General features: G+C 69.5%; 21 protein-coding genes. 16 read left to right on the forward strand and 5 right to left on the reverse strand.

Annotation, left to right across the window (positions count from 1 at the left end; all coding sequences use genetic code 11):
* Positions 1-3: 3 nt before the first annotated feature.
* The 4 genes from ACX80F_RS10665 to ACX80F_RS10680 are packed head-to-tail and all read left to right on the forward strand — an operon-like array spanning position 4 to position 4,446.
* Positions 4-990, forward strand: a complete 987-nt coding sequence (locus tag ACX80F_RS10665) for a carbohydrate ABC transporter permease (RefSeq protein ID WP_459336367.1) — start codon at positions 4-6, stop codon at positions 988-990.
* The gene (locus ACX80F_RS10670) at positions 987-1,901 is read left to right on the forward strand and encodes a carbohydrate ABC transporter permease (protein ID WP_459336368.1); all 915 of its coding nucleotides are present in this window, start codon (positions 987-989) and stop codon (positions 1,899-1,901) included. The genes ACX80F_RS10665 and ACX80F_RS10670 overlap by 4 nt, the downstream gene beginning before the upstream one ends.
* Positions 1,898-3,367 carry a glycoside hydrolase family 1 protein gene (locus tag ACX80F_RS10675; RefSeq protein WP_459336369.1) on the forward strand — a complete coding sequence of 490 codons (1,470 nt, stop codon included), beginning with the start codon at positions 1,898-1,900 and terminating at the stop codon, positions 3,365-3,367. The genes ACX80F_RS10670 and ACX80F_RS10675 overlap by 4 nt, the downstream gene beginning before the upstream one ends.
* The gene (locus ACX80F_RS10680) at positions 3,367-4,446 is read left to right on the forward strand and encodes a LacI family DNA-binding transcriptional regulator (RefSeq protein WP_459336370.1); all 1,080 of its coding nucleotides are present in this window, start codon (positions 3,367-3,369) and stop codon (positions 4,444-4,446) included. The genes ACX80F_RS10675 and ACX80F_RS10680 overlap by 1 nt, the downstream gene beginning before the upstream one ends.
* Here the strand turns inward: ACX80F_RS10680 and ACX80F_RS10685 are convergent.
* Complete coding sequence (locus ACX80F_RS10685; protein ID WP_459336371.1) at positions 4,377-6,572, reverse strand: S9 family peptidase; 2,196 nt, start codon at positions 6,570-6,572, stop codon at positions 4,377-4,379. The two genes, ACX80F_RS10680 and ACX80F_RS10685, sit on opposite strands and share 70 nt — an antisense overlap.
* Positions 6,573-6,718: 146 nt before the next feature.
* Between ACX80F_RS10685 and ACX80F_RS10690 the strand changes: the two genes are divergently transcribed.
* Genes ACX80F_RS10690 through paaZ form a run of 4 tightly spaced genes read left to right on the forward strand, consistent with a single transcriptional unit; the run spans position 6,719 to position 11,764 of the window.
* Positions 6,719-7,927 (forward strand): thiolase family protein, encoded by a 1,209-nt coding sequence (locus tag ACX80F_RS10690; protein ID WP_459336372.1) that lies wholly within the window; start codon positions 6,719-6,721, stop codon positions 7,925-7,927.
* Positions 7,927-8,667, forward strand: coding sequence for an enoyl-CoA hydratase/isomerase family protein (locus ACX80F_RS10695; protein ID WP_459336373.1), 741 nt, complete (start codon positions 7,927-7,929; stop codon positions 8,665-8,667). Before ACX80F_RS10690 ends, ACX80F_RS10695 begins: the two co-directional genes overlap by 1 nt.
* A complete protein-coding gene (locus ACX80F_RS10700; RefSeq protein ID WP_459336374.1) occupies positions 8,664-9,623 on the forward strand; it encodes a 3-hydroxyacyl-CoA dehydrogenase family protein in 960 nt (319 codons plus the stop codon). The genes ACX80F_RS10695 and ACX80F_RS10700 overlap by 4 nt, the downstream gene beginning before the upstream one ends.
* A gap of 53 nt (positions 9,624-9,676) precedes the next feature.
* On the forward strand, positions 9,677-11,764 hold the full coding sequence (gene paaZ / locus ACX80F_RS10705; RefSeq protein WP_459336375.1) for a phenylacetic acid degradation bifunctional protein PaaZ: 2,088 nt from the start codon (positions 9,677-9,679) through the stop codon (positions 11,762-11,764).
* 178 nt (positions 11,765-11,942) lie between these two features.
* Here the strand turns inward: paaZ and ACX80F_RS10710 are convergent, their stop codons facing one another.
* Positions 11,943-12,752, reverse strand: coding sequence for a type IV toxin-antitoxin system AbiEi family antitoxin domain-containing protein (locus ACX80F_RS10710; protein WP_459336376.1), 810 nt, complete (start codon positions 12,750-12,752; stop codon positions 11,943-11,945).
* 459 nt (positions 12,753-13,211) lie between these two features.
* Positions 13,212-13,826 carry a TetR/AcrR family transcriptional regulator gene (locus ACX80F_RS10715; protein WP_459336377.1) on the reverse strand — a complete coding sequence of 205 codons (615 nt, stop codon included), beginning with the start codon at positions 13,824-13,826 and terminating at the stop codon, positions 13,212-13,214.
* A gap of 170 nt (positions 13,827-13,996) precedes the next feature.
* On the opposite strand from ACX80F_RS10715, the gene ACX80F_RS10720 reads away from it, so the two are divergent.
* The 7 genes from ACX80F_RS10720 to ACX80F_RS10750 all read left to right on the forward strand — a co-directional run bounded on the left by ACX80F_RS10720 (position 13,997) and on the right by ACX80F_RS10750 (position 19,250).
* The gene (locus tag ACX80F_RS10720; protein ID WP_459336378.1) at positions 13,997-14,449 is read left to right on the forward strand and encodes a helicase associated domain-containing protein; all 453 of its coding nucleotides are present in this window, start codon (positions 13,997-13,999) and stop codon (positions 14,447-14,449) included.
* A gap of 150 nt (positions 14,450-14,599) precedes the next feature.
* Positions 14,600-15,577 (forward strand): 1,2-phenylacetyl-CoA epoxidase subunit PaaA, encoded by a 978-nt coding sequence (gene paaA / locus ACX80F_RS10725; RefSeq protein ID WP_459336379.1) that lies wholly within the window; start codon positions 14,600-14,602, stop codon positions 15,575-15,577.
* 54 nt (positions 15,578-15,631) lie between these two features.
* Positions 15,632-15,925 carry a 1,2-phenylacetyl-CoA epoxidase subunit PaaB gene (gene paaB / locus ACX80F_RS10730; RefSeq protein ID WP_459336482.1) on the forward strand — a complete coding sequence of 98 codons (294 nt, stop codon included), beginning with the start codon at positions 15,632-15,634 and terminating at the stop codon, positions 15,923-15,925.
* Entirely contained in the window at positions 15,922-16,746 is an 825-nt protein-coding gene (gene paaC, locus ACX80F_RS10735) for a 1,2-phenylacetyl-CoA epoxidase subunit PaaC (protein WP_459336380.1), read from the forward strand. The genes paaB and paaC overlap by 4 nt, the downstream gene beginning before the upstream one ends.
* A gap of 21 nt (positions 16,747-16,767) precedes the next feature.
* The gene (gene paaD / locus ACX80F_RS10740; RefSeq protein ID WP_459336381.1) at positions 16,768-17,280 is read left to right on the forward strand and encodes a 1,2-phenylacetyl-CoA epoxidase subunit PaaD; all 513 of its coding nucleotides are present in this window, start codon (positions 16,768-16,770) and stop codon (positions 17,278-17,280) included.
* The gene (gene paaE / locus ACX80F_RS10745; RefSeq protein WP_459336382.1) at positions 17,280-18,410 is read left to right on the forward strand and encodes a 1,2-phenylacetyl-CoA epoxidase subunit PaaE; all 1,131 of its coding nucleotides are present in this window, start codon (positions 17,280-17,282) and stop codon (positions 18,408-18,410) included. The genes paaD and paaE overlap by 1 nt, the downstream gene beginning before the upstream one ends.
* Positions 18,411-18,470: 60 nt before the next feature.
* Positions 18,471-19,250, forward strand: a complete 780-nt coding sequence (locus ACX80F_RS10750) for an enoyl-CoA hydratase/isomerase family protein (RefSeq protein ID WP_459336483.1) — start codon at positions 18,471-18,473, stop codon at positions 19,248-19,250.
* 17 nt (positions 19,251-19,267) lie between these two features.
* On the opposite strand, the gene ACX80F_RS10755 is transcribed toward ACX80F_RS10750, so the two are convergent.
* Positions 19,268-19,927, reverse strand: coding sequence for a dihydrofolate reductase family protein (locus tag ACX80F_RS10755; RefSeq protein ID WP_459336383.1), 660 nt, complete (start codon positions 19,925-19,927; stop codon positions 19,268-19,270).
* Positions 19,928-20,286: 359 nt separating this feature from the next.
* Between ACX80F_RS10755 and ACX80F_RS10760 the strand changes: the two genes are divergently transcribed.
* Positions 20,287-20,985, forward strand: coding sequence for a DinB family protein (locus ACX80F_RS10760; RefSeq protein WP_459336484.1), 699 nt, complete (start codon positions 20,287-20,289; stop codon positions 20,983-20,985).
* Between the two features lie 161 nt (positions 20,986-21,146).
* Here ACX80F_RS10760 and ACX80F_RS10765 read toward each other — a convergent pair whose 3' ends face one another.
* The gene (locus ACX80F_RS10765) at positions 21,147-22,634 is read right to left on the reverse strand and encodes a peptidase M16 family protein (RefSeq protein WP_459336384.1); all 1,488 of its coding nucleotides are present in this window, start codon (positions 22,632-22,634) and stop codon (positions 21,147-21,149) included.
* Positions 22,635-22,783: the final 149 nt, after the last annotated feature.

A 22,783-nucleotide genomic window follows, 5' to 3' on the forward strand; every position in this document is an offset into this window, starting at 1 on the left:
CCAATGGCTGTCACGGACCGGGTCCAATCACCCCACCCCTCGGACGAGCAGGCGCCGCGCGACAAGGGCGTGAAGCGGCTGGCTTTCTCCCAGCAGGTGTCGAAGTGGGACGTCAAGCTGTCGCCGTATCTCTACATCTCCCCGTTCTTCCTGCTCTTCGCCGTCACGGGCCTGTTCCCCCTGCTGTACACCGCATGGGTCTCGCTCCACGACTGGAACCTGATCGGGGGGCAGGGCGCGTTCACCGGGCTGGAGAACTTCCAGTTCGTCCTCGCGCAGCCGTTCTTCTGGAACGCGGTAGGCAATACGTTCAGCATCTTCCTCCTCTCGTCCGTCCCGCAGGTCGTCCTCGCCATCGCCATCGCGGCGGTGCTCGACGCCAACCTCCGGGCCAGGACGTTCTGGAGGATGGGTGTCCTCGTCCCCTTCGTGGTGGCCCCCGTGGCCGTCGGGCTGATCTTCAACAACCTCTTCGCGGACCAGGCGGGCCTGGTCAACGAGCTGTTGACGGCGATCGGACTGGACCCGGTCCGCTGGCACGCCGACTCCCTCGCAAGTCACGCGGCCATCGCCACGATGGTCAACTTCCGCTGGACCGGCTACAACGCGCTGATCTTCCTCGCCGCCATGCAGGCGATCCCCCGGGACGTGTACGAGGCGGCGACCATCGACGGCGCCGGACGGCTCCGCCAGTTCTTCTCCGTCACCGTCCCGATGCTGCGGCCGACCATCATCTTCGTGGTGATCACGGCGACGATCGGAGGCCTCCAGATCTTCGACGAGGCCAGGGTCTTCGACCAGGCGGGACTCGGCGGCGCTGACCGGCAATGGCAGACGCTCACCATGTACATCTGGGAGCTCGGCTGGGGCCAGCGGAACTTCGGCAGGGCCGCGGCGGTCGCCTGGCTCCTGTTCCTGATCATCGTGGTCATCGCGCTGGCCAACTTCCTCATCACCCGCCGCATCGCAACCCAGGGAGGCCGACGATGAGTTCCATCCCCATGATCGAGCAGACGGCGGGCAAGGGCGCGGCCCGGGCCGCCCAGCGAGGCCTCGGCGGCCGGCGTCGTGGCGCCGCGAGCGGCGCCGTGCGGCGCCCGGGCTTCCTCACCTACGGGTTCCTCGGGGCCGTCATCCTCGGGTCGGTGTTCCCGCTCTGGTGGTCCTTCCTGGTGGGCAGCCACGACAGCTCGGTGATCAGCCAGGGTGTCCCCCTCGTGCCCGGTGGCAACTTCTTCGCGAACGCAGCCACCGTGCTGGACAGCATCCCGTTCTGGAAGGCACTCGGCAACAGCATCGTCGTCTCGACGGTCACGGCGTTCTCCGTCGTCCTGTTCTCCACGCTCGCCGGGTTCGCCTTCGCGAAGCTCCGGTTCCGGGGGAGCAAGGGCCTGCTGGTGTTCGTGATCGCCACCATGGCTGTCCCGACCCAGCTGGGCGTGGTGCCCCTGTTCATCGTCATGGCGAAGCTCGGGTGGACCGGTTCGCTCTGGGCGGTGATCGTGCCCGGCGTCGTCACGGCGTTCGGCGTGTTCTGGATGACCCAGTACCTCCGGGACGCGCTGCCGGACGAGCTCATCGAGGCCGTGCGCATCGACGGGGCCTCGATGATCCAGGCGTTCTGGTACGTGGGGCTGCCCGCGGCGCGCCCGGCCGCGGCTATGCTCGCCCTGTTCACGTTCGTCGCCACGTGGACCAATTTCTTCTGGCCGTTCATCGTGCTGGACCCCTCCAATCCCACCCTCCCGGTGGCACTGCAACTGCTCCAGGCCGCGCACTTCGTCGACTATTCGATCGTGCTCGCCGGAGCCGTGCTCTCCACCATCCCCCTGCTGCTCCTCTTCGCAGTCGCAGGACGCCACCTCGTTTCCGGAATCATGCAAGGAGCAGTCAAAGGATGAGCAGTACCGAGATCACCTTCCCCGAGGGCTTCCTCTGGGGCGCGGCGACCGCCGCCTACCAGATCGAGGGCGCTGCCCGCGAGGGCGGCCGGGGGCCGTCCATCTGGGACACGTTCTCCGGTGTCCCCGGCGCGGTCGCGGACGCCCACAACGGCGACGTCGCCTGCGACCACTACCATCGGTCGGCCGAGGACGTCGCACTCATGAAGAGCCTCCACCTGCAGGCGTACCGGTTCTCCACGTCGTGGTCGCGCTGCATGCCGGACGGCATCACGCCGAACCCCGAGGGCATCCGGTTCTACTCCGAGCTCGTGGACCAGCTGCTCGCAGCCGGGATCAAGCCCTGGCTCACCCTGTACCACTGGGACCTCCCTCAGGCGCTGGAGGACGACGGCGGGTGGACCAACCGCGACACGGCCTACCGCTTCGCCGAGTACGCGGCGGTGATGCACGAGGCCCTCGGTGACCGCGTCCGTATCTGGACCACGCTCAACGAGCCCTGGTGCGCGGCGTTCCTCGGTTACGCCGCCGGCGTGCACGCGCCCGGCAGGCAGGAGCCGACGGCGGCCCTGGCCGCAGCCCACCACCTCCTGCTCGGTCATGGCCTGGCGACTCAGGAGCTGCGCCGCCGGGATCCGGAGGCGACGCTCGGCATCACCCTGAACCTCACGGTCCCGGATCCCCTCGATCCCGCCAGTGAGGCCGACCGCGACGCCGCCCGGCGCATCGACGGGCAGTTCAACCGCATCTTCCTCGACCCCGTGCTGCGGGGCTCCTACCCCGAGGACGTCCTCAGCGACGTCGAGCACCTGGGCATGGCCGAGCACATCCGTGACGGGGACCTGTCCATCATCGGCACCCCGATCGACGTGCTGGGCGTGAACTACTACCACGGCGAGGCCGTGACGACGTCGCCCGCGGGCGACGCCGCCCCGCAGGAGGGCCACGCCCCGCTCGAGCGCCCGGTCTCCTCGCCCTACGTCGCCGCGCACGGCGTCCGTTCGGTTCCGCGCGGGCTGCCCGTGACGGGCATGGGCTGGGAAGTGCAGCCCGAGGGGCTCCGCCGCCTGCTCAACCGCCTGCAGGACGAGTACACCGGACCGGCCGGCATCCCGATCTACGTCACGGAGAACGGCGCCGCCTACGACGACGTCGCGGACGCCGACGGCTTCGTGGACGACCAGGACCGCCTCGGCTTCTTCGACGTCCACGTCCGGGCCATGAAGGACGCCATCGACGACGGCGTGGACCTCCGCGGTTACCTCGCGTGGTCCCTGATGGACAACTTCGAGTGGGCATGGGGCTACCACCAGCGCTTCGGCCTGGTGCGTGTGGACTACGAGACGCTGCAGCGCACGCCGAAGGCGAGCGCTATCTGGTACGCGCGCCTGGCCGCCTCCAACGCCGTGCCGGTCATGGACCCGGCGCAGGACGCCGGGACGGCGGGTGTCGTATTGTCGGGGTGATGAACACCTCCCCGCCCCGGTCGCCGCGCCGGACCGCCGGCCGCCCGAGCCCCACGCTCGAGGATCTCGCGGTAGCGGCCGGGGTGTCGCGGTCCACGGCGTCGCGCGCCATCAACGGGGGGGACCGTGTCAGCCCCGAGGCGCAGGCCGCAGTGGACCGCGCCGTCGTCGACCTCGGGTACATCCCGAACCGGGCGGCGCGCAGCCTCGTGACGCGCCGGACCTCCTCGATCGCCCTGGTGATCCCGGAGCCGGACGTGCGCGTCATGCTGGATCCCTTCTTCGCCGTCGTCATCACCGGCATCACGGAGGCTCTCCGGGAGACCGACGTGCAGCTGGTGCTGCTCATGTCCCGGGCCGAGGACGATTCGACCCGCACCCTGCGCTACCTGCGCGGCGGGCACGTGGACGGTGCCATCGTGGTCTCGCACCACAAGGCCGACTCCTGGGCGAGGTCGCTCGCCGAGTCGGGTCTTCCCACCATCTTCATCGGCCGCCCGTGGGACGCGGGCTCGGATGTCACGTATGTGGATTCCGACAACGTGGGCGGCGGCCGGTTGGCGGCCCGGCACCTCGTCGGGCTCGGACGCCGCCGCCTCGCCACCGTCGCGGGCCCCGCCGACATGACGGCCGCCGTCGACCGGCTACGCGGCTGGAACGAGGGACTCGCCGAGGCGGGACTCCCCGAGACGCCCGTGGTGTACGGCGACTTCACCACGGAGGGCGGCGCCTCATCGGCCCGGAGGCTGCTCGCCGACCACCCGGACATCGATGCCGTCTTCGCGGCGTCGGACCTCATGGCGCTCGGCGTGATCGAGGCCATCCACGCCGCAGGGAAGACCGTCCCCGGGGACATCGTGGTGATGGGCTACGACAATCATGCGGTCGCCGAGACGGCGCCCACGCCCCTCACCACGATCACCCAGCCGATGGTCGAGATGGCCGTCAGGGCGGGGGAGATGCTGCTCGAGGAGATCGAGGCCCCGGGCTCGCACCCGGAGCCCGTCATCTACCCGACGGAGCTCGTCGAGCGCGCCAGCACCGCCGTCGCGCCCACCGCGTCGGCGGCGAACGCGTAGTCCCAGGCGATGTCGCGCCAGCGCGAGTAGCGGCCGCTGGCCCCGCCGTGGCCGCCGTCCATCTCGGTCTTCAGGACGATCGGTTCGGTGCCGGTGGTGGTCTCGCGCAACTGAGCCACCCACTTGGCGGGCTCCACGTAGAGCACCCGCGTGTCGTTGAAGCTGGTCACCGCGGCGATGCGCGGGTACGCCACGGGGCGCACCGTCTCGTAGGGGGTGTACTCCTTCATGTACCGGTACACCTCCGGGTCGGTGATCGGGTTGCCCCACTCCTCCCACTCGAGTGCCGAGAGCGGCAGCTCCGGGTCGAGGATCGTCGTGAGGGCGTCCACGAATGGCACCTGCGCCACGATCGCCCGGTACTTCTCCGGCGCCAGGTTCGCGACGGCGCCCATGACCAGCCCTCCCGCGGAACCGCCCATCGCGGCGATCCGGTCGGCGTCCACCCACCCCGTCGTGCCGAGGTAGGTCGTGGCGTCCACGAAGTCCGTGAACGTGTTCTTCTTCGCCAGCTTCTTGCCCTGCTCGTACCAGCTGCGGCCCATCTCGCCGCCGCCGCGGATGTGCGCGACGACGAACACGATGCCGCGGTCGAGCAGGGAGAGCCGGGCGATCGAGAACGCCGGGTCCATGCTCACCTCGTAGCTGCCGTACGCGTAGACCACGCCGGGGTTGGAGCCGTCCTGGGCGAGGTCCGCGCGGCGGATCACGGACAGCGGGATCAGTGTGCCGTCCGCGGCGGGCGCCCAATGCCGTTCGGCGATGTAGTCGGCGGGGTCGTAACCGCCGCGCACCTCGGTCTCCTTCCTCAGCTCCAGCGAACCGTCCTCGAGCACGTAGTCGTAGACGCGCGGCGGCGTGAGGTAGGACGTGTAGGAGAGCCGGATGATCGGGGAGTCGAATTCCGCGTTCGCGAGGTTGCTCGTGAACAGCTCCTCGTCGAAGTCGGGTTCCGCCGGAACACCCTGTCCGGGCGTCCCGAGGCCCGCCAGGGGGAGGACCTGCACGCGCTCGATGGTGTCCTTCCGCACGGACAGGACGAGGTGGGTGCGGGTGACCGAGGCACCCTCCACGCGGACAGCGTCGTCGTGCGGGACCACCGTCGTCCACGACTGCTCGGCGAGCGGCCTGGCGAACTCGCCGGCGGCCACGAGGCTCACCATCGAGTTCTTCGCACCACGGTTGTGGGTGAGCAGGTAGTGCGGTGCGCCGTCGAGGGTGAGGGGCTCGGCGTCGTACAGGATGCGCTCGTCGCGGGAGAGCAGCGTGGTCAGCCCCCGCTCCGGGGCGGCGAGGTCCAGCACGCGGTACTCGCTGTACTCCGAGCAGCCGATGCTGATGAGCAGCTGCGTGCGGTCCGCGGAGACCTCGAAACCGGTCCACAGGGCGACGTCGTCCTCCTGGAACACGACGTCATCCTCCTCGACGGGTGTGCCCAATGTGTGCGCACGCACCTGGTAGGGGCGCCAGGAGTCGTCGACGACGGTGTAGTAGACCCGCGTGCCGTCCGGGGAGAACGCCAGGCCGTAGAAGACGTTCGGCACGGCGTCCGGCAGCAGGTCCCCGGTCTCGAGGTTCTTGATGCGCAGCGTGAAGCGTTCGTCGCCCGCGTTGTCCTCGCTGTAGGCGAGCAGCGTGCCGTCCTCGGTGACGGACAGGCCCCCCAGGGAGAAGAACGGCTTGCCCTTGGCGAGTTCGTTGCCGTCGAGCATGATCTGCTCGCCGGGGACGGGCTGCCCGGGAACCACGACGGGAGGCGCCCAGTCGCGGCTGAGGTCGCCGGTGTCCTCGGCGGCCACCCGGCACTGGATGCCGTACTGCTTGCCCTCCTCGGTACGGGAGTAGTACCACCACCCCTTCTTCCGGGCGGGGACGGACAGGTCCGTCTCCTGCGTCCGGTCCCTGATCTCGCCGAAGATGGCCTCGCGCAGCGGTTCCTGGGCGCGGGTGACGGCCTCGGTGTAGGCGTTCTCGCGCTGGAGGTACTCGATCAGCTCCGGGCTCTCCTTGTCGCGCATCCACTCGTAGTGGTCGACGAACGTGTCACCGTGGTGGGTGCGCTCGGTGGGCACTTTCCGGGCAGGCGCGGGGAGGGGGATCTCGGTCACGGTGGCGTCAGCGGTCATGGCGTCCATCTTGCCACTGCCGGTCTGCAGCGGCCGGTTGACCGTGCTGGGCGGCCGTGCAATTCTGGAGCAGGCCTTTACAGAACGAACGTTCAGTAATTCGTTTCGACAGGAGCGGGCCGACCACGACGACGAGGGAGACGAACATGGCCGAGGCTTTCCTGGTGGGTGGCGTCCGCACCCCCGTGGGCAGGTACGGCGGCGCCCTCTCGGGGGTCCGGCCGGACGATCTCGCGGCGCTCGTGCTCTCCGCCGTCGTGCAGCGCGCGGGCGTGGACCCGGCGACCGTGGACGAGGTGATCCTCGGCAACGCCAACGGGGCGGGCGAGGAGAACCGCAACGTCGCCCGCCTCGCGTCCCTGCTCGCGGGCTTCCCGGACAGCGTCCCCGGCATCACCGTCAACCGGCTCTGCGCCTCGGGACTCTCCGCCATCATCATGGCGTCCCACATGGTCAGGGCCGGGGCCGCGGATATCGTCGTCGCCGGCGGGGTGGAATCCATGAGTCGTGCGCCGTGGGTCATGGAGAAGCCCACCAAGGCGTTCGCGAAGCCCGGCGCCGTGCTGGACACCTCCATCGGGTGGCGCTTCACCAACCCGCTGCTGGCTGCCCGTGACAAGGCCACCTACTCGATGCCCGAGACTGCAGAGGAGCTCGCCGCGCTGGACCGCATCACGCGCGACGACGCCGACGCCTTTGCGCTGCGGTCCCACCGGCGGGCCCTCGCGGCCATCGACGCGGGACGCTTCGCGGACGAGATCGTTCCCGTGCAGGTGAACCGCGGCAAGACGTCCTTCTCGGTGGACACCGACGAAGGACCGCGGGCCGACACCACTCTCGAGGCCCTCGCCGGTCTCCGCCCCGTGGTCCGGCCCGACGGCGTCGTCACCGCCGGCAACTCCAGCTCACTGAACGACGGCGCCTCCGCCGTCATCGTCGCGTCCGAGGCGGCGATCGAGCGGTACGGACTGGCGCCGCGCGCCCGGATCCTCGATGGTGCGTCCGCGGGCGTCCCGCCGGAGATCATGGGCATCGGCCCGGTGCCTGCCACGCAGAAGGTGCTCGAGCGCACCGGGCTCACCGTCGCGGACCTCGGCGCCGTCGAACTCAACGAGGCCTTCGCCACGCAGTCGCTGGCGTGTATCCGCCGGCTCGGGCTCGACGAGGGGATCGTGAACCTCGACGGCGGCGCGATCGCGCTCGGCCACCCCCTCGGATCCTCGGGAGCACGGATCGCCGTCACCCTGCTCGGCCGGCTCGAGCGCGAACTCGCCGGCCCCGCCCGGCGCCTCGGCCTCGCGACCATGTGCGTCGGCGTGGGTCAGGGGACCGCGCTGCTCGTCGAGGCCGTCTGATGGCTTCGTCGCTGAAGCTCACCGAGGCGCCCGGCCGCCTCGTCGTCGAACTGCACCGACCGGAGGCCCGCAACGCGATCGACCGTCGGATGGTCGACGAGCTGCACGCCGTGTGCCGGGACCTCGAGGACTCACCTCGCACGCTGATCCTGACCGGGTCCGACGGCGTCTTCGCCTCGGGCGCCGACATCGCCGAGCTGCGCGAGCGCCGCCGCGACGACGCCCTGGCCGGCATCAACTCGACCCTCTTCGCCCGCATCGCCGGGCTGCCCATGCCCGTCATCGCCGCCCTCGACGGCTTCGCCCTGGGCGGCGGTGCGGAACTCGCGTTCGCGGCCGACTTCCGGCTCGGGACGCCGCGGCTGAGGATCGGCAACCCGGAGACCGGCCTCGGCATCCTGCCCGCCGCCGGCGCCACCTGGCGGCTCAAGGAGCTCGTGGGGGAGCCCCTCGCCCTGGAGATCCTCCTCGCCGGGCGCATCCTCTCCGCCGAGGAGGCCCTGGCTGCCCGCCTCATCACGGAGATCCACGCGCCCGAGGACCTCCTGCCCGCGGCCCACGCGCTCGCCGACCGCATAGCGCGGCAGGACCCGCTCGCCGTCCGCATCACCAAGAGCGTCTTCCACGCACCCCGGGACGCGCACCCGATGATCGACCAGCTGGCGCAGTCCGTCCTCTTCGAGTCCGACGCGAAGTTCGACCGCATGCAGCGGTTCCTCGACCGGAAGAAGGGCTCATGAGCAGCGATCCCAGCAACGACCCGGCCGGCGTCCCCGGCAGCGACTCCGGCAGCGATTCCGGCAACAATCCCAGCGCCGACGTTCGCGGCGTCCCCGCGCGCGTCGGCGTCCTCGGCGGCGGGCGGATGGGCGCCGGCATCGCCCACGCGTTCTGCCTCGCGGGGGCCGGTGTCGTCGTCGTCGAACGGGACGACGCCGCGGCGCAGGCCGGGCTCGACCGGGTCACCCGCGCCCTCGCCGGCAGCGTCGAGCGCGGTACGACGACGGTCCCGCTCGCGGACCTCGTGGCCCGGATCTCCGTGTCCACGGACTACGCGGCCTTCGGCGGATGCGGTCTCGTGGTGGAGGCCGTGCCGGAGGATCCCGCCCTGAAGCGGCAGGCGCTGCGGGCCGTCGAGGACGTGCTCGACGACGGCGCCTGGCTCGCGACGAACACCTCGTCCCTGTCCGTCGACGCTCTCGCCGACGCCCTGCAACGCCCCGCGCGGTTCTGCGGGCTCCACTTCTTCAATCCTGTCCCGGCATCGGCCCTGATCGAGGTGGTCCTCGGGACGGGGACCTCGGCGGAACTCGAGCACGCCGCGAGGTCGTGGGTGGCCGCCCTCGGCAAGACGCCCGTCGTCGTGCGCGACTCACCCGGCTTCGCGAGCTCGCGCCTCGGCGTGGCCATCGCCCTGGAGGCGATGCGCATGCTCGAGGAGGGCGTCGCCACGGCGGAGGACATCGACGCGGCGATGGTCCTCGGCTACCGGCACCCGGTGGGCCCGCTGCGCACCACGGACCTGGTGGGACTCGACGTCCGCCTCGGCATCGCCGAGTACCTGGAATCCACTCTCGGCCCGCGCTTCGGCCCGCCCGCGATCCTCCGCGAGAAGGTGGCGCGCGGCGAACTGGGCCGCAAGAGCGGCCGCGGCTTCTTCGCCTGGGACGACGCGCCGCCGTCGTCCGCTCCCTGACCCGACCAGCCCCAGCACCCATCCAGGCAGCACCAGTGAAAGGTGAGCGGACCATGACCACCGCCCCGGAACGAGTACAGATCGACGTCGTCCCCAGCTTCCTCGAGGACGCCTGGTGGACGCCCGAGCGGACCGCCGCGGAGGGCGACGGCACCGTGGTGCGCGACGCCAGCACCGGCGAGGACCTCGCCCTCGTCAGCACCGCAGGGATCGACACCGCCTCCGCCGTCCGGTTCGCGCGAACCACGGGCCAGGCGGCCCTCGGGCGGTTCACCTTCCACGAGCGCGCGCTGAAGCTCAAGGAGCTCGCGCAGTACCTGAACGCGCAGCGCGAACCGCTGTACGAGCTGTCGGCGAAGACGGGCGCCACGAGGGTCGACTCGATGGTGGACATCGACGGCGGCATCGGCGTGCTCTTCACCTTCGGATCCAAGGGGCGCCGCGAGCTGCCGAACTCGCACGTCATCGTGGACGGTCCGCCTGAGGTGCTTTCGAAGGACGGCTCCTTCCTCGGCACCCACATCCACACGCGCATCCCGGGCGTCGCAGTGCAGATCAACGCGTTCAACTTCCCGGTGTGGGGCATGCTCGAGAAGCTCGCCCCCGCGTTCCTCGCAGGGGTCCCCACGATCGTGAAGCCGGCAACACCCACCGGGTTCCTGACGGCCGCCGTCGTGAAGCTCATCATCGGTTCCGCGATCCTCCCCGAGGGATCCCTGCAGCTCGTCTCCGGTCCGGCCCGCGACATCCTCGACCACCTCGACTACCGCGACCTCGTGTCCTTCACCGGTTCGGCGTCCACCGCGAACCACTTGAAGTCCCACCCGTCCGTCGAGCGCGGCGGCGTCCGGTTCACCTGCGAGACCGACTCCCTCAATGCCGCCATTTTGGGCCCGGATGCCGTGCCGGGGACCCCCGAGTTCGAGGCGTTCATCAAGTCCCTGGTCACCGAGATGACCGTCAAGGCCGGGCAGAAGTGCACGAGCATCCGCCGGTCCATCGTGCCCGAGGCGCTCGTCGACGACGTCGTGCGCGCCGCCGGCGAACGGATCCGCTCGCGGGTGACGCTGGGGGACCCGCGCGCCGACGGCGTCACCATGGGCGCGCTCGCGTCGCTCGCGCAGCTCGAGGGCGTGCAGGACGCCGTCCGCGAACTGCTCGACGGCGGCGCTTCGCTGGCCTTCGGCTCGCTGGACGCGCCCGACGTCGTCCTCGCCGACAACACCTCCGGGAAGGCACCCGGCGGCGCGTTCATGGAGCCGGTGCTGCTCACCTGGAAGGACGTCGAGGCCGGCGCCCTGCATTCCGTGGAGGCATTCGGACCGGTCGCGTCCGTCATCGGCTACGACGACCTCGCGCACGCCGTCCACCTCGCCGCCCTCGGCTCGGGCTCCCTCGTCGCCACCGTGTGCACCAACGACCCCGCGGTGGCCCAGGAACTCGTGCTGGGCATCGCTGCACACCACGGCCGCGTCCTCATCCTCAACCGCGAGGACGCCCGCAGCTCCACGGGCCACGGGTCGCCGGTCCCGCACCTCGTGCACGGAGGACCCGGCCGCGCGGGCGGCGGCGAGGAACTGGGCGGCATGCGCTCGGTGCTGCACCACATGCAGCGCACCGCCGTGCAGGGTTCACCGAACATGCTCACGAGCATCACGGGGGAGTGGCACACGGGGGCGGACCGGCGGTTCGACGATACCCACCCGTTCCGGAAGGATCTGGCGACGCTGCGCATCGGCGACGCCGTGCGGTCGGAGCTGCGCCGGGTGACGCTCGAGGACATCGAGGCCTTCGCGGAGACCACGGGGGACACCTTCTACGCGCACACCAACGCGGAGGCCGCGGCCGCGAACCCGTTCTTCCCGGGGATCGTGGCCCACGGGTATCTGCTGTTGTCCTGGGCAGCCGGGCTGTTCGTGGACCCCGCCCCGGGGCCTGTGCTCGCGAACTACGGGCTGGAGAACCTGCGGTTCATCACACCGGTCGCGGCAGGCGACTCCATCCGGGTGACCCTGACGGCCAAGCGCATCACGCCGCGCGAGACCGACGAGTACGGCGAGGTGGCCTGGGACGCCGTCCTGCACAACCAGGACGACGAGATCGTGGCGACCTACGACGTCCTGACCCTCGTGCAGAAGTAGCGGGCGCTTCCCGCAGCCGGGCAGGTAGGCTGCGCTGCGCTGCCCACCGTGCGGGCGCTGTTGTCCGGGTGCCGCCTGGTTTCGCTGGTGCTTCCCGCCGCCGGGCGCCGGTCCGGTGGTGCTGCCCACGGACACGCGCATCTCAGTGGGCATCGGCGTCCCTGCCCACCGAAATCGCTCAGCCACGGGGCCGGTGCGAGGCGATGGCGTCACGCACGAGGGTCAGGAAGTGCTCCGGTTGACGGTTCAGCAGGGCATGGGTCACGCGGAGGACCGGCACGCCCTGCGTGGTGAGCAGGTTCCAGCGGCGGCGGTCCTCCTCGAACTCGCGGTGGTCGCTGTGGTACTGCCGTCCGTCGACTTCGATGCCGAGGATGCCGTCGACATACAGATCGAGCCGGCCCACGCCCCGGATGTACACCTGTGACTGGGTGTTGAAGCCCGCAGAGCGGAGGTGGTAGCGGGCCACCGTCTCGATGACGGACTGCGCATGCGGGTCGATGAGATCGACGAGCCGCCGGAGGGCCACATCCCGTCGTCCTCCCACCGCGTCCCTCAACCGGGCGAGCGGGACGTGGCCCAGCACGACGGCGGACTCGACGATGCACAGGGCGTCGAGTTCGGGGAGGCACCGCATCGCCTGGAGGCAGATCCGCAACGGAGTGAGCGCTCCTTCCGATCGGTGCACACGGAATCGGGCGTCGAGGGCGCGCCCGTGGTTCACGCTCGCGTGGATCAGCGTCGGCCGGTGAAGGACCCAGAGGCCGAGATGCTGCGCGGCACTGACGCAGGCGAGTTCCGCGTGCGCGCAAGTCGCCGCCAGGAGTGCACTCGCATGACCGGGCAGGCAGTAAACACCGCGGGCCGGGCGAAGCACCTCGCCGCGCTCGAGGGCTCGTCGGAGCCGGTGAGGGGTGACTCCGGCCCGGAGGAGTTTCGTGCTGCGCGCTACACCGCCGAAGGACTCCAGCGCATCACATGGATTCATGAGGGAACCGTGGCAGGCGCGCTCACCCGCTGCCTCACCGGACCGGCCTATGTGGAAAAGACCACACACTCTCATGTTCACCGGGACCGGTTCGTGCGGGCAGAGCTTCCGGGGGTCATGCCCACTGACACGGACCCATACGGGTGAGGGCGTCGACGATTCTGCCCATCGACACACCTGAGCCGGTGGGCATGACTGACGATGCCCACCAAGACTGGCGAGTCGGCGGGCAGAAGGGTTGCCCGGGTAGGAGTCGGCGGGCAGAGGGGTCGCCCGGGTAGGGGTTGGCGGGCAGAGGGGTTGCCCGGGTAGGGGTTGGCGGGCAGAAGGGTCGCCCGGGTAGGGGTTGGCGGGCAGAGGGGTCGCCCGGGTAGGGGTCGGCGGGCAGAAGGGTCGCCCGGGTAGGGGTCGGCGGGCAGAAGGGTCGGCGAGGCAGAAGTCCCCGGGCTGGGGGACCGCTCAGCGGCGGTGCAGTCCGTCGAACACCATATGGATGACGTCGTCGGACAGCTTCTCGGCGGTCAGGGGTCCGCCCGGCTTGTACCACTCGACGATGGAGTTGATGGTGCCGAAGATCAGGCGCGTGGTGGTTCTCGGGTCGATGTCCTTCCGGATCGAGCCCTCGTGCCGTGCGGCGTCCACGAGTGCCGCCACCTCGCGGTCGAAGGTGCGGCGCCGCTCCAGCGCCTCCCGCTCGATCTCCGTGTTGCCACGCAGCCGCAGCAGCAGCGTGACGAAGGGGAGCCGTTCGGTCAGCACGGCGATGGTCCCCCGCAGTACGAATTCGAGCCGGGCGTCCGCGGGGCCGGTGTGCGAGCGCGGATCCTGCAGCACGGCTTCGAGTCCGCCCAGCGCGTGATCGAGGGCCAGGCGCAGGAGGTCGCCCTTGGACGGTACGTGGTGGTAGATCGCGGACTTGCTGATGCCGAGTTCCTCGGCGAGCATCCCCATCGACGTGGCCTCGTAGCCGTGCCGGTTGAAGGCTGCGACCGCAACGGCGAGGACCGACTGCTGGTCGTATCCGGGGCGTCCGCGCCGAGCAGTGGCGGCAGGGCGTGATCCATCGACGGTCATGCGCTCATTTTTGCATGACCGACCGGTCGGTCATGCGGGACCGCATGGCCGACCTGCCCGCCGGGCGGTAGCGAAAAACGGAAACATCATTCGAAATGGGTGATAGTTAGTCTGCCTAGTAAGTAGTAGCCTTACTACTATCACCTGCTCCACTCTGAAAGGGCGCTCCCGTGCTGACGACCTCCTGGGACCTCCGCCTGCGGGCACTCATCGCCTTCCGCGAAAGCGAGGGGCGTGATCCGTATTTCCGGGCATCCACGCCGGGCGAGCACCGCCTGGCGATGTGGCTCGACGAACAGCGCAAAGCCGCGCGCGCGGGCCGGCTGACGGCGGCGCACCGCGCGAAGCTCTGCGATGCGGGCCTGCTCTCCGAAGACGTGGCCGAGCACCAGCGCACCGGGGCTGCCTGGTTGAGGGTCGACAGCATCTCGGAGTTCATCGAGGACGAGGGCCGGTTGCCGTCCCTTTCGTCCCCTGCCTCCGCCGGGGAGAAGCGCCTTGCCGCCTGGATGAACGCTCAGCTCTCCTCCCGCGCCGAGGAGAATGCTCCGGCCCGGGCCTTGCGGGAACTCCTGGCCGGGAGTCAGGACAGCCGGGACGCGCCGCTCGCTCGGGTCGGCTGACCCAGCCGACCCTGCACCCGGTCTGCAGGAAGCGGACCAGTTCACGCCCCTGGCTCCCCATCGAACCGTTGACGACCCTCACCCACGCTCCCTATACTGAACGAACGGTCGGTAATTAAACCGGACGTCCGGACGAGCGAGGCAGGCACCATGACGGCTACAGCGATCGATACCCGCGCGGACCACGACGCCGCCGGCGAGCAGGTCTTCAACGACCTCATCAGTCGGGACGCCCGGATCGAACCGCGCGACTGGATGCCCGCCGACTACCGCAAGGCCCTGACCCGCCAGATCTCCCAGCACGCGCACTCCGAGATCATCGGTATGCAGCCGGAGGCCAACTGGATCACGCGCGCACCGTCCCTGAAGCGCAAGGCAGTGCTCATGGCCAAGGTCCAGGACGAGGCCGGGCACGGGCTCTACCTGTACTCCGCCGCGGAGACCCTCGGGACCCCGCGCGATCGGATGACCGAAGATCTCATCGCCGGCAAGGCGCGCTACTCCAGCATCTTCAACTACCCCGTGCTGACCTGGGCGGACATCGGGGCCATCGGTTGGCTCGTGGACGGAGCGGCCATCTGCAACCAGGTGCCCCTCTGCCGTGCCTCGTACGGCCCGTACGGTCGGGCGATGGTCCGCATCTGCAAGGAGGAATCGTTCCACCAGCGGCAGGGCTTCGAGATCCTGCTCGAACTGGCCAACGGCACTCCCGAGCAGCGCGCCATGGCTCAGGACGCCGTCAACCGCTGGTACGCGCCGTCCCTGATGATGTTCGGCCCTCCGGACGAGGACTCGCCGAACTCGCAGAAGTCCATGGAATGGAAGATCAAGCGGTTCTCCAACGACGAGCTGCGCTCACGCTTCGTCGGCATGATCGTCGAACAGATCAAGGTCCTCGGGCTCGAGCTGCCGGACAAGGACGTCCGCTTCGACGAGGAGACCGCCCGGTGGGAGCACGGACCCCTCGACTGGAACGAATTCAAGGAAGTCCTCGCCGGCCGGGGCCCCTGCAACGCGCAGCGCATGGAACGACGCCGGGAGGCCCACGAGGACGGTGCCTGGGTCCGCGACGCCGCCTCGGCGTACGCCGCCCGGCAGGCCGCGAAGCACACGACGAAGGCGGCCTAGGTGACCGGCGGATCGACGACGGGCGACGACGGCTCGACGGCACCGTCGTCGGGCCTGCACGAGGACCGCGCGGCCTGGCCACTGTGGGAGGTGTTCGTGCGCTCCTCCCGCGGGCTCTCGCACGTGCACGCCGGATCGCTGCATGCGCCCGACGCCGAAATGGCTGTCCGCAACGCGCGCGACCTGTACACACGCCGCAACGAGGGCGTGAGCCTGTGGGTGGTCCCCGCGTCGTCGATCGTCACGAGCGACCCGGACGCCAAGGACTCCTTCTTCGAATCGCCGCAGGGCAAGGACTACCGGCACGCCACGTACTACACGAAGAGCGAGGGAGTGAAGCACCTGTGAGCGAGGCGAACGCCAGTGCTACCCGCATCACCCCCGGCAACGCGCTGCGCCCCGAGGACATCGCCCTTCAGGACGTGAAGCCGTCGGACGCCGTCGCCCGGTACGCACTCGGACTCGGCGACGACGCCCTGATCCTCGCGCAGCGGCTCGGCTGGTGGATCTCCCGGGCGCCCGAACTCGAGGAGGACGTGGCGCTCGCCAACATCGCGCTGGACCAGATCGGGCATGCGCGGTCCTTCCTCAGCTACGCCGGCCGCGCCTGGGACAAGACCGAGGACGACCTCGCCTACTTCCGCCGCGAACCCGAGTTCCGCTCGGTGCACCTGGTCGAGCAGCCCAACGGTGACTTCGCGCGCACCATCGCGCGGCAGTTCGTCGTCTCCCTCTACCAGTGGGAGCTCTATTCGCGCCTCGTCGACTCGAGCGACCCGACGATCGCCGCGATCGCCGCGAAGGCCGTCAAGGAGGTCGACTACCACCGGGACCACAGCGCCCAGTGGGTGTTGCGCCTCGCACTCGGCACGGAGGAGTCGCGCCGCAGGATGATCGCCGGACTCCGGCTCACCTGGCCGTACGTGGAGGAACTGTTCACCGATTACCCGCTCATCGACGAGGTGGGCGACGCCGGCGTGCGCCCGAGCGAACTCCGTGCGCCGTTCGACGACGCCGTGCGGAAGGTCCTCGCCGAGGCCGAACTCGAGGTCCCCGCCGTGCCCGGCGCCGTCGGCGGCGGACGCCTCGGACGCCACAGCGAGCACCTCGGGTACATGCTCGCCGAGATGCAGGTCCTCGCCCGCGAGCACCCCGGAGCGTCGTGGTGAGGGCGTCGTCGTGAGCGCGGCATGGTGACCGGCATGGACCTGCGGCCTTCGGCGGCAACCGACGCGGCGGCCTGGGATGTCGCGGCAACGGTCTGCGACCCCGAGATCCCCGTCCTCACCATCGAGGACCTCGGCGTGCTGCGCGAGGCCCACGTGGCGCCGTCGGGCCGGGTCGAGGTGACCATCACGCCGACATACTCGGGCTGCCCGGCCATGGATGCCATCCGCGACGACGTCACCGCGGCGCTGCATGCGGCCGGGTACGACGACGTCGGCGTCCGGCTCGTGCTCTCGCCGGCCTGGACCACGGACTGGCTGAGCGACGACGGCAAGGCGAAGCTCGCGCAGTACGGGATCGCGCCGCCGACAGGCAAGGCCGCCGTCGGACCGGTGCGCCTCGGCCTGAGCGTCAAGTGCCCCCAGTGCTCGTCCCTGAACACCCGCGAACTGACCCGCTTCGGGTCCACCTCCTGCAAGGCGCTGTACGTGTGCAACGACTGCCGGGAGCCCTTCGACTACTTCAAGGTGCATTGATGGCCGTTGTCCTCGCCCCTTCCACGAAGCGGCGGAGTGCGTTCCACACGCTCACCGTCCGCAGTGTCCGCCGACTGACGGAGGACGCCGTCGAAGTCACTCTCGACGTCCCACCCCACCTGCAGGACGCGTTCGGGTACCTGCCCGGGCAGTACGTCGCGCTCCGCACCACGCTCGACGTCGACGGCGTGCCACGGGAGGTCCGCCGCAGCTACTCGATCTGCGCCGATCCCCGCCCCGGCGAGCTGCGCGTCGCCGTGAAGCGCGACCTCGGCGGGGTCTTCTCCACCTGGGCCAACGAGTCCCTGAAGGCGGGGGACACCCTCGAGGTGATGAGCCCGCTCGGGCAGTTCACCCCGCGCACGATGCCGGCGGAGCAGCCCGCCTCGTTCGTCGCGGTCGCCGCGGGATCCGGCATCACGCCGGTCATCGCGATCGCCCGGTCCATGCTCGCCGCCGGCCCGGATGTGCGCTTCGACCTCGTCTACGCGAACCGGGCGGCGATGGACGTCATGTTCCTCGAGGAGCTCGCCGACCTCAAGGACCGCTACCCCGCACGCTTCGCGCTGCACCACGTCCTGTCCCGCGAACAGCGCATCTCGCCGTTGCTGTCGGGTCGGATCGACGCGGAGAAGCTCGAGTCACTGCTCGGTACGGTGATCGATACCGACCGCGTGGACGAGTGGTTCCTCTGCGGACCGTTCGAGCTCGTGCAGCTGTGCCGTGACTACCTCAGCGAACGCGGTACGCCTGCCGACAAGGTGCGCTTCGAACTGTTCACCACCGGAGAGCCCACCCGGCCGGAGGGCAGCCACGGACGCCCGGTGGTGCCCGCGGACAACGGGGACAACTACACCATCTCCTTCAACCTGGACGGACTGCAGGGCTCCGTGCAGAGCCCCACCCACGCCCGCGAGTCCATCCTCAACGCTGCCCTCAGGGTGCGGCCCGACGTGCCGTTCGCCTGCGCCGGCGGGGTGTGCGGCACGTGCCGCGCGAAACTCGTCCAGGGCACGGTGTCCATGGAGGAGAACTACGCCCTGGAACCCGATGAGGTGGCCGCAGGGTTCGTCCTCACGTGCCAGGCCCACCCCACCAGTACCGACGTCGCCGTCGACTACGACGCCTGAGAGGCAATGATGACCACTCCCTCCACGGCGACGCCGTCGACCGGTGACTCCTCCGCCGGCATGATCCGCCTCAGCATCGAGGACGGCATCGCCGAGGTCGTCCTGGACGCGCCGTACCGCCTCAACGCCGTCGACGGGCAGGCGCTCGCCGAACTCTCCGCCGCGTACGACGCCGCCGCTGCCGGGGTGCAGGACGGCACTGTCCGCGCGCTCGTGCTGCGCGGGGAGGGGCGCGCGTTCTGCGCGGGCCGGGACCTGGGCTCCATCCAGCCGGGGGCCGACGACGCGTTCGGGTTCCTCGACGCCACGCTCACTCCGCTGCTGCGGAAGATGGCGGACTTCCCCGCACCCACGTTCGCGGCCGCGCAGGGCGCGTGCCTCGGCGTCGGACTGGGCCTGCTGCTCGCGACGGACGTCGTGTACGTCGCGGAGAACGCCAAGGTCGGCTCGCCGTTCGCCGCCCTCGGGCTGGCACTGGACTCCGGGGGGCACTGGCTGTTCACCGAGCGGCTCGGCCCGCACCGGGCGCTGGACCTCATGTACACGGGGGACCTGATGACGGGGGCGGAGGCGGTGACCGGAGGGCTCTTCAGCCGCGCCGTGCCCGCCCCGGAGCTGCTCGACTTCACCAGGGCGAAGGCGGCGCGGGCGGCGAGCGGTCCGCTGCAGGCGCTGGTCGCCTCGAAGAAGCTCGTCGCGCGGATCCGCGACGAGCGGCTCGGACTCTGGCGGGCCATCAGTGACGAGAACGACGTCCAGGGCGTGCTCGGGGTCTCGGACGACTACCGCGAGGGCCTCGAGGCGTTCCGGGAGAAGCGGCCCCCGCGTTTCGGCGCCTGAGCCTCGGCTGCCCGGGCCTACCGGGAGGCGCGACGGGTGAAGACCAGGTGGACGACCCCGGTCGGGGAGGGGGTCGCCTCGATGTCGAAGCGTTCCTCCAGCCCTTCGAGGCCGTCCCACAGGCGTTCGCCCCGCCCCAGCACGATCGGTACGAGGACCACGTGCAGGTGGTCGATCAGATCGGCCGCGAGGAACTGCCGGATCGTGATGGCGCCGCCGCCGATCCGCACGTCGCGACCGCCGGCCAGGGCGCGGGCCTGCTCCAGTGCGGAGGCGGGGTCGGCGTCGACGAAATGGAAGGTCGTCCCGCCGGCCATCTCCAGTACCGGCCGGGAATGATGAGTGAGGACGACGACGGGCGTGTGGAAGACGGGGTCCTCGCCCCACCAGCCCTTCCAGTCCTCGTCCTCCCAGGGCCCGCGCTGCGGGCCGAACTTGTTCCGCCCCATGATCTCCACGCCGATCCCGGGGCCCCATGCGCTGGCGAACGCATCGTCGACGCCGAAGGACGCCTCCGAGTCCCCGTGAAGGCCCATCTCACGGAACGTGCGGGTGCCGATTGCCCATTCCATGAGCCGTGTGCCCGCGTGACCGAAGGGGGCGTCGAGTCGCTGGCCCTCGCCGGTGGCGAAGCCGTCGAGCGACACGGAGAAGTTGTGGACTCGGACGAGGGACATGGGACCTCCTGGTGCTTGTCGTTCATCATCAACCGATCGCCGGATAGGGCGACTGACGACCGACACTAGGGAGTCCGACCCCCGATGTACATGCCCGCTTGGCGCACAGGGCCACCGGCTCCCCTGTCACGTACCTGACGAACGTCTCGGGAGCCTCGTACGGAGCCGTGCCTCGGTGGATGTGGGTCGAGCCGTTCTGCAGGTCCCGGTCTGCTGCATCCGGCGCGCCTGCGCTGCGGCTCGACTCCCCTGACTAGGTTGGTCAGATGGAAAACGACACCCGGACGGAACCGCCTGCGGCAGCCGGAGAACGGGAGACACTGACCGGCTTCCTGGATTACTTCCGGGCCACCGTGGCGATGAAGGCCAGTGGCCTCAGCGATGCCGACGGCGTGAAGCGGCTCCTGCCGTCGTTGACGACGGTGCCAGGGTTGGTGCGACACCTGACAGATGTTGAGCGGTTCTGGTTCCGGGACCGCATCGACGGGCAGCAGGATGTGCCCACCCGATGGTCCGCGGAGGATCCCGACGGCGAATTCCGGGTGAGCGATGAGGACAGCCTGGCGGGCATCATCGCGGACTACGAGGCCGCTTGCCGCGAGTCCCGCGAAGTCCTGGAGGGGTATGGAGTGGACGAGCCTTGCCGCGGTGGCGACGGCGGCCACAGCGTGCGATGGGTTCTGGTGCACATGATCGAGGAAACAGGTAGGCACTGCGGCCACCTGGATATTCTGCGAGCTGCTGGACGGATCCATCGGCGACTAGGCAAGGAGGATCCGGATCCACCCTTGCAGCCCACCCGGGTCGCCAGCAGCTGCGCAGCGAGGACAGCTCGGGGCTCTTTGCCTGCCACTCCTGGGATCCTGGCCAGGTCCCGTAGGCCGATCCCTGAGCGGTCGTCCGGTCCTGCACGTCAGGTGCGAGGCCCCGTGCTTGCTTGTGGTCGCGTGACGACGGCCGGCCGCGCTATTGGTAGCCCGACGGCGCAGGCCAGCGAGGTAACGAGGAGAGCGGCAAGACCCAGCAACATCAGGCCGAACCCGCCGATGTCTCCGTAGGATCCTTCCACCGATCTGAAGGAGAACAGATAGATCCCGTTGGCAACCAGCATGGGGATGGCCGCAATTGCCAGGAGTGTTGCGCCGAGTTTCAGACCCGACCATGAGAATGCGCGCCAGATCCCCCTGAACGGTGGTTCAGCGAAAATGTCGGTCGGGTTTCATGCTGCGGGGAACGCCCGGACAACGGCGCCCGGGAAGGCTTTCAGTAGGGCTTTTCTCAGGCTCTTGTTGCGTCTCCACTCCTGAAGCTTCAGTTCTGTGGTCCGTCCACGACGGTCCATGAGAGCGATTCCTCCGCAGGTACGGTCTCCGACGAGGACGACGTCCGCGAGGGTGATCGCCTTCGACCTGGCGGCGGCGTGCTTGATCAGGTGCGTGCCGGTGAGCTGCAGCGTGCTCTTGGTGTTCTTGTTCCTCCACGCCTGCAACTCGCCGGTGATCCCGGAAACGGTCGATTCCACGGTCCGGTTGTAGGGCTCCCACATCGTCGAGGCATCGACGGTCAGCCCCAGATACTTCCCGTCCTGCTCCCGGATCTCCACGTCTCGGTCGATCGCCAGCATGAGCGTCTCCAAGCTGGCTTTGAGGAGCGCTGTCAGCGTTTGGGCGTCGGTGCCGCTCGCGAGGTCGAGTAGTGCCTCGCGGGTGGGCGTCGTCCTTCCGAACAACCCATCGACGGCGGTCTGCTCGAGAAAGTCAGTGGGAACGGTGTGGTCCCACGCGAGGTCCGCCACATATGCGTGTCGTGCGGCGTCGACTGCGTGCGGGCTGAACCCTCGGTCAGCAATATCCCGAACGGCTGTGAGGGCTTTCTTCAGAGTCTTGCGGGTGTTCTCCTCGATCGGATCCAGCACCAACTCGAGCTGGACGGAGTCACTACCAAGCACGGTCATGATCGGTTCCACGGAATAGATCAGTCCCTGGTCGTGGCCCAGGCGTTCGCGGAGTTCGTAGACCAGAGCGTCGGCGAGCAGCCCTGCATGGCGGAGGGGGACGATCAGGGACAGCGCCACACCGGCTTTCTCCGACAGGACCAGGGTCGGCACCGTGATGAGCGGTGTTGGTTCCGTCCTGACGGTCGGTTTGCCAGGTGGGAGCTGGAGGTCCAGTTCGTCCGGGAGGTGCCCGGAGAAGGTGACGGCCGCGTTGTGCCGAGTGAACCATGTCCTGGTCCACTCGATGGCTTCTTCTCTACTGAAACCGGTGGTCGCCGGCGCGCCGAATTGGCCGATTCCCGGGCCTTCCGCGCCGAAGCGGTTGGTCAGCAATCCTGCCGACAGGCGCCGGTACGCCCACGGGTTCTCCGCCCGGATAGTCGCTTTCTCCAGGGCGAGGTCTTGGTCTGTGAGGTCGGCGAAACCCGTGATCACGTCGGCAACCCTGTTCAGGAAATCCGCGACTCCGTCCGGGCTACCAAAGGCGTGGAACTGTGTCGTATTCGTGTCCACGACGCCTCCGTGGCGGACCGTGGTCGGGTGAACCCGTCGCAGGACAAGATGTTCGACCAGATGCGTAACACCAGCCAGCCCCACCGGCTCGTTCCGAAACCCGACACCGAAGATCAACGTCCCAGCGCACATGCCGGCTTCATCGAGCCAGTACGAAGAGATTCCTCGGTGAACATCACGATTGACCGTCTGCAGCATGACCTGAATCCTTCCAGCACGCTCAGGAGTCCGGTACCCGGTTCCTCTGGCCTGCACGCTTCCCGCTATCGCTGCGTCGTGGCTGGCGCACTTCGGGCCGGTCGTAGGCGCGGTCGTCCACCAGCTCTGTTCGGGCATCGTTCCATTGG

Source organism: Arthrobacter sp. TMS2-4 (assembly GCF_054511075.1).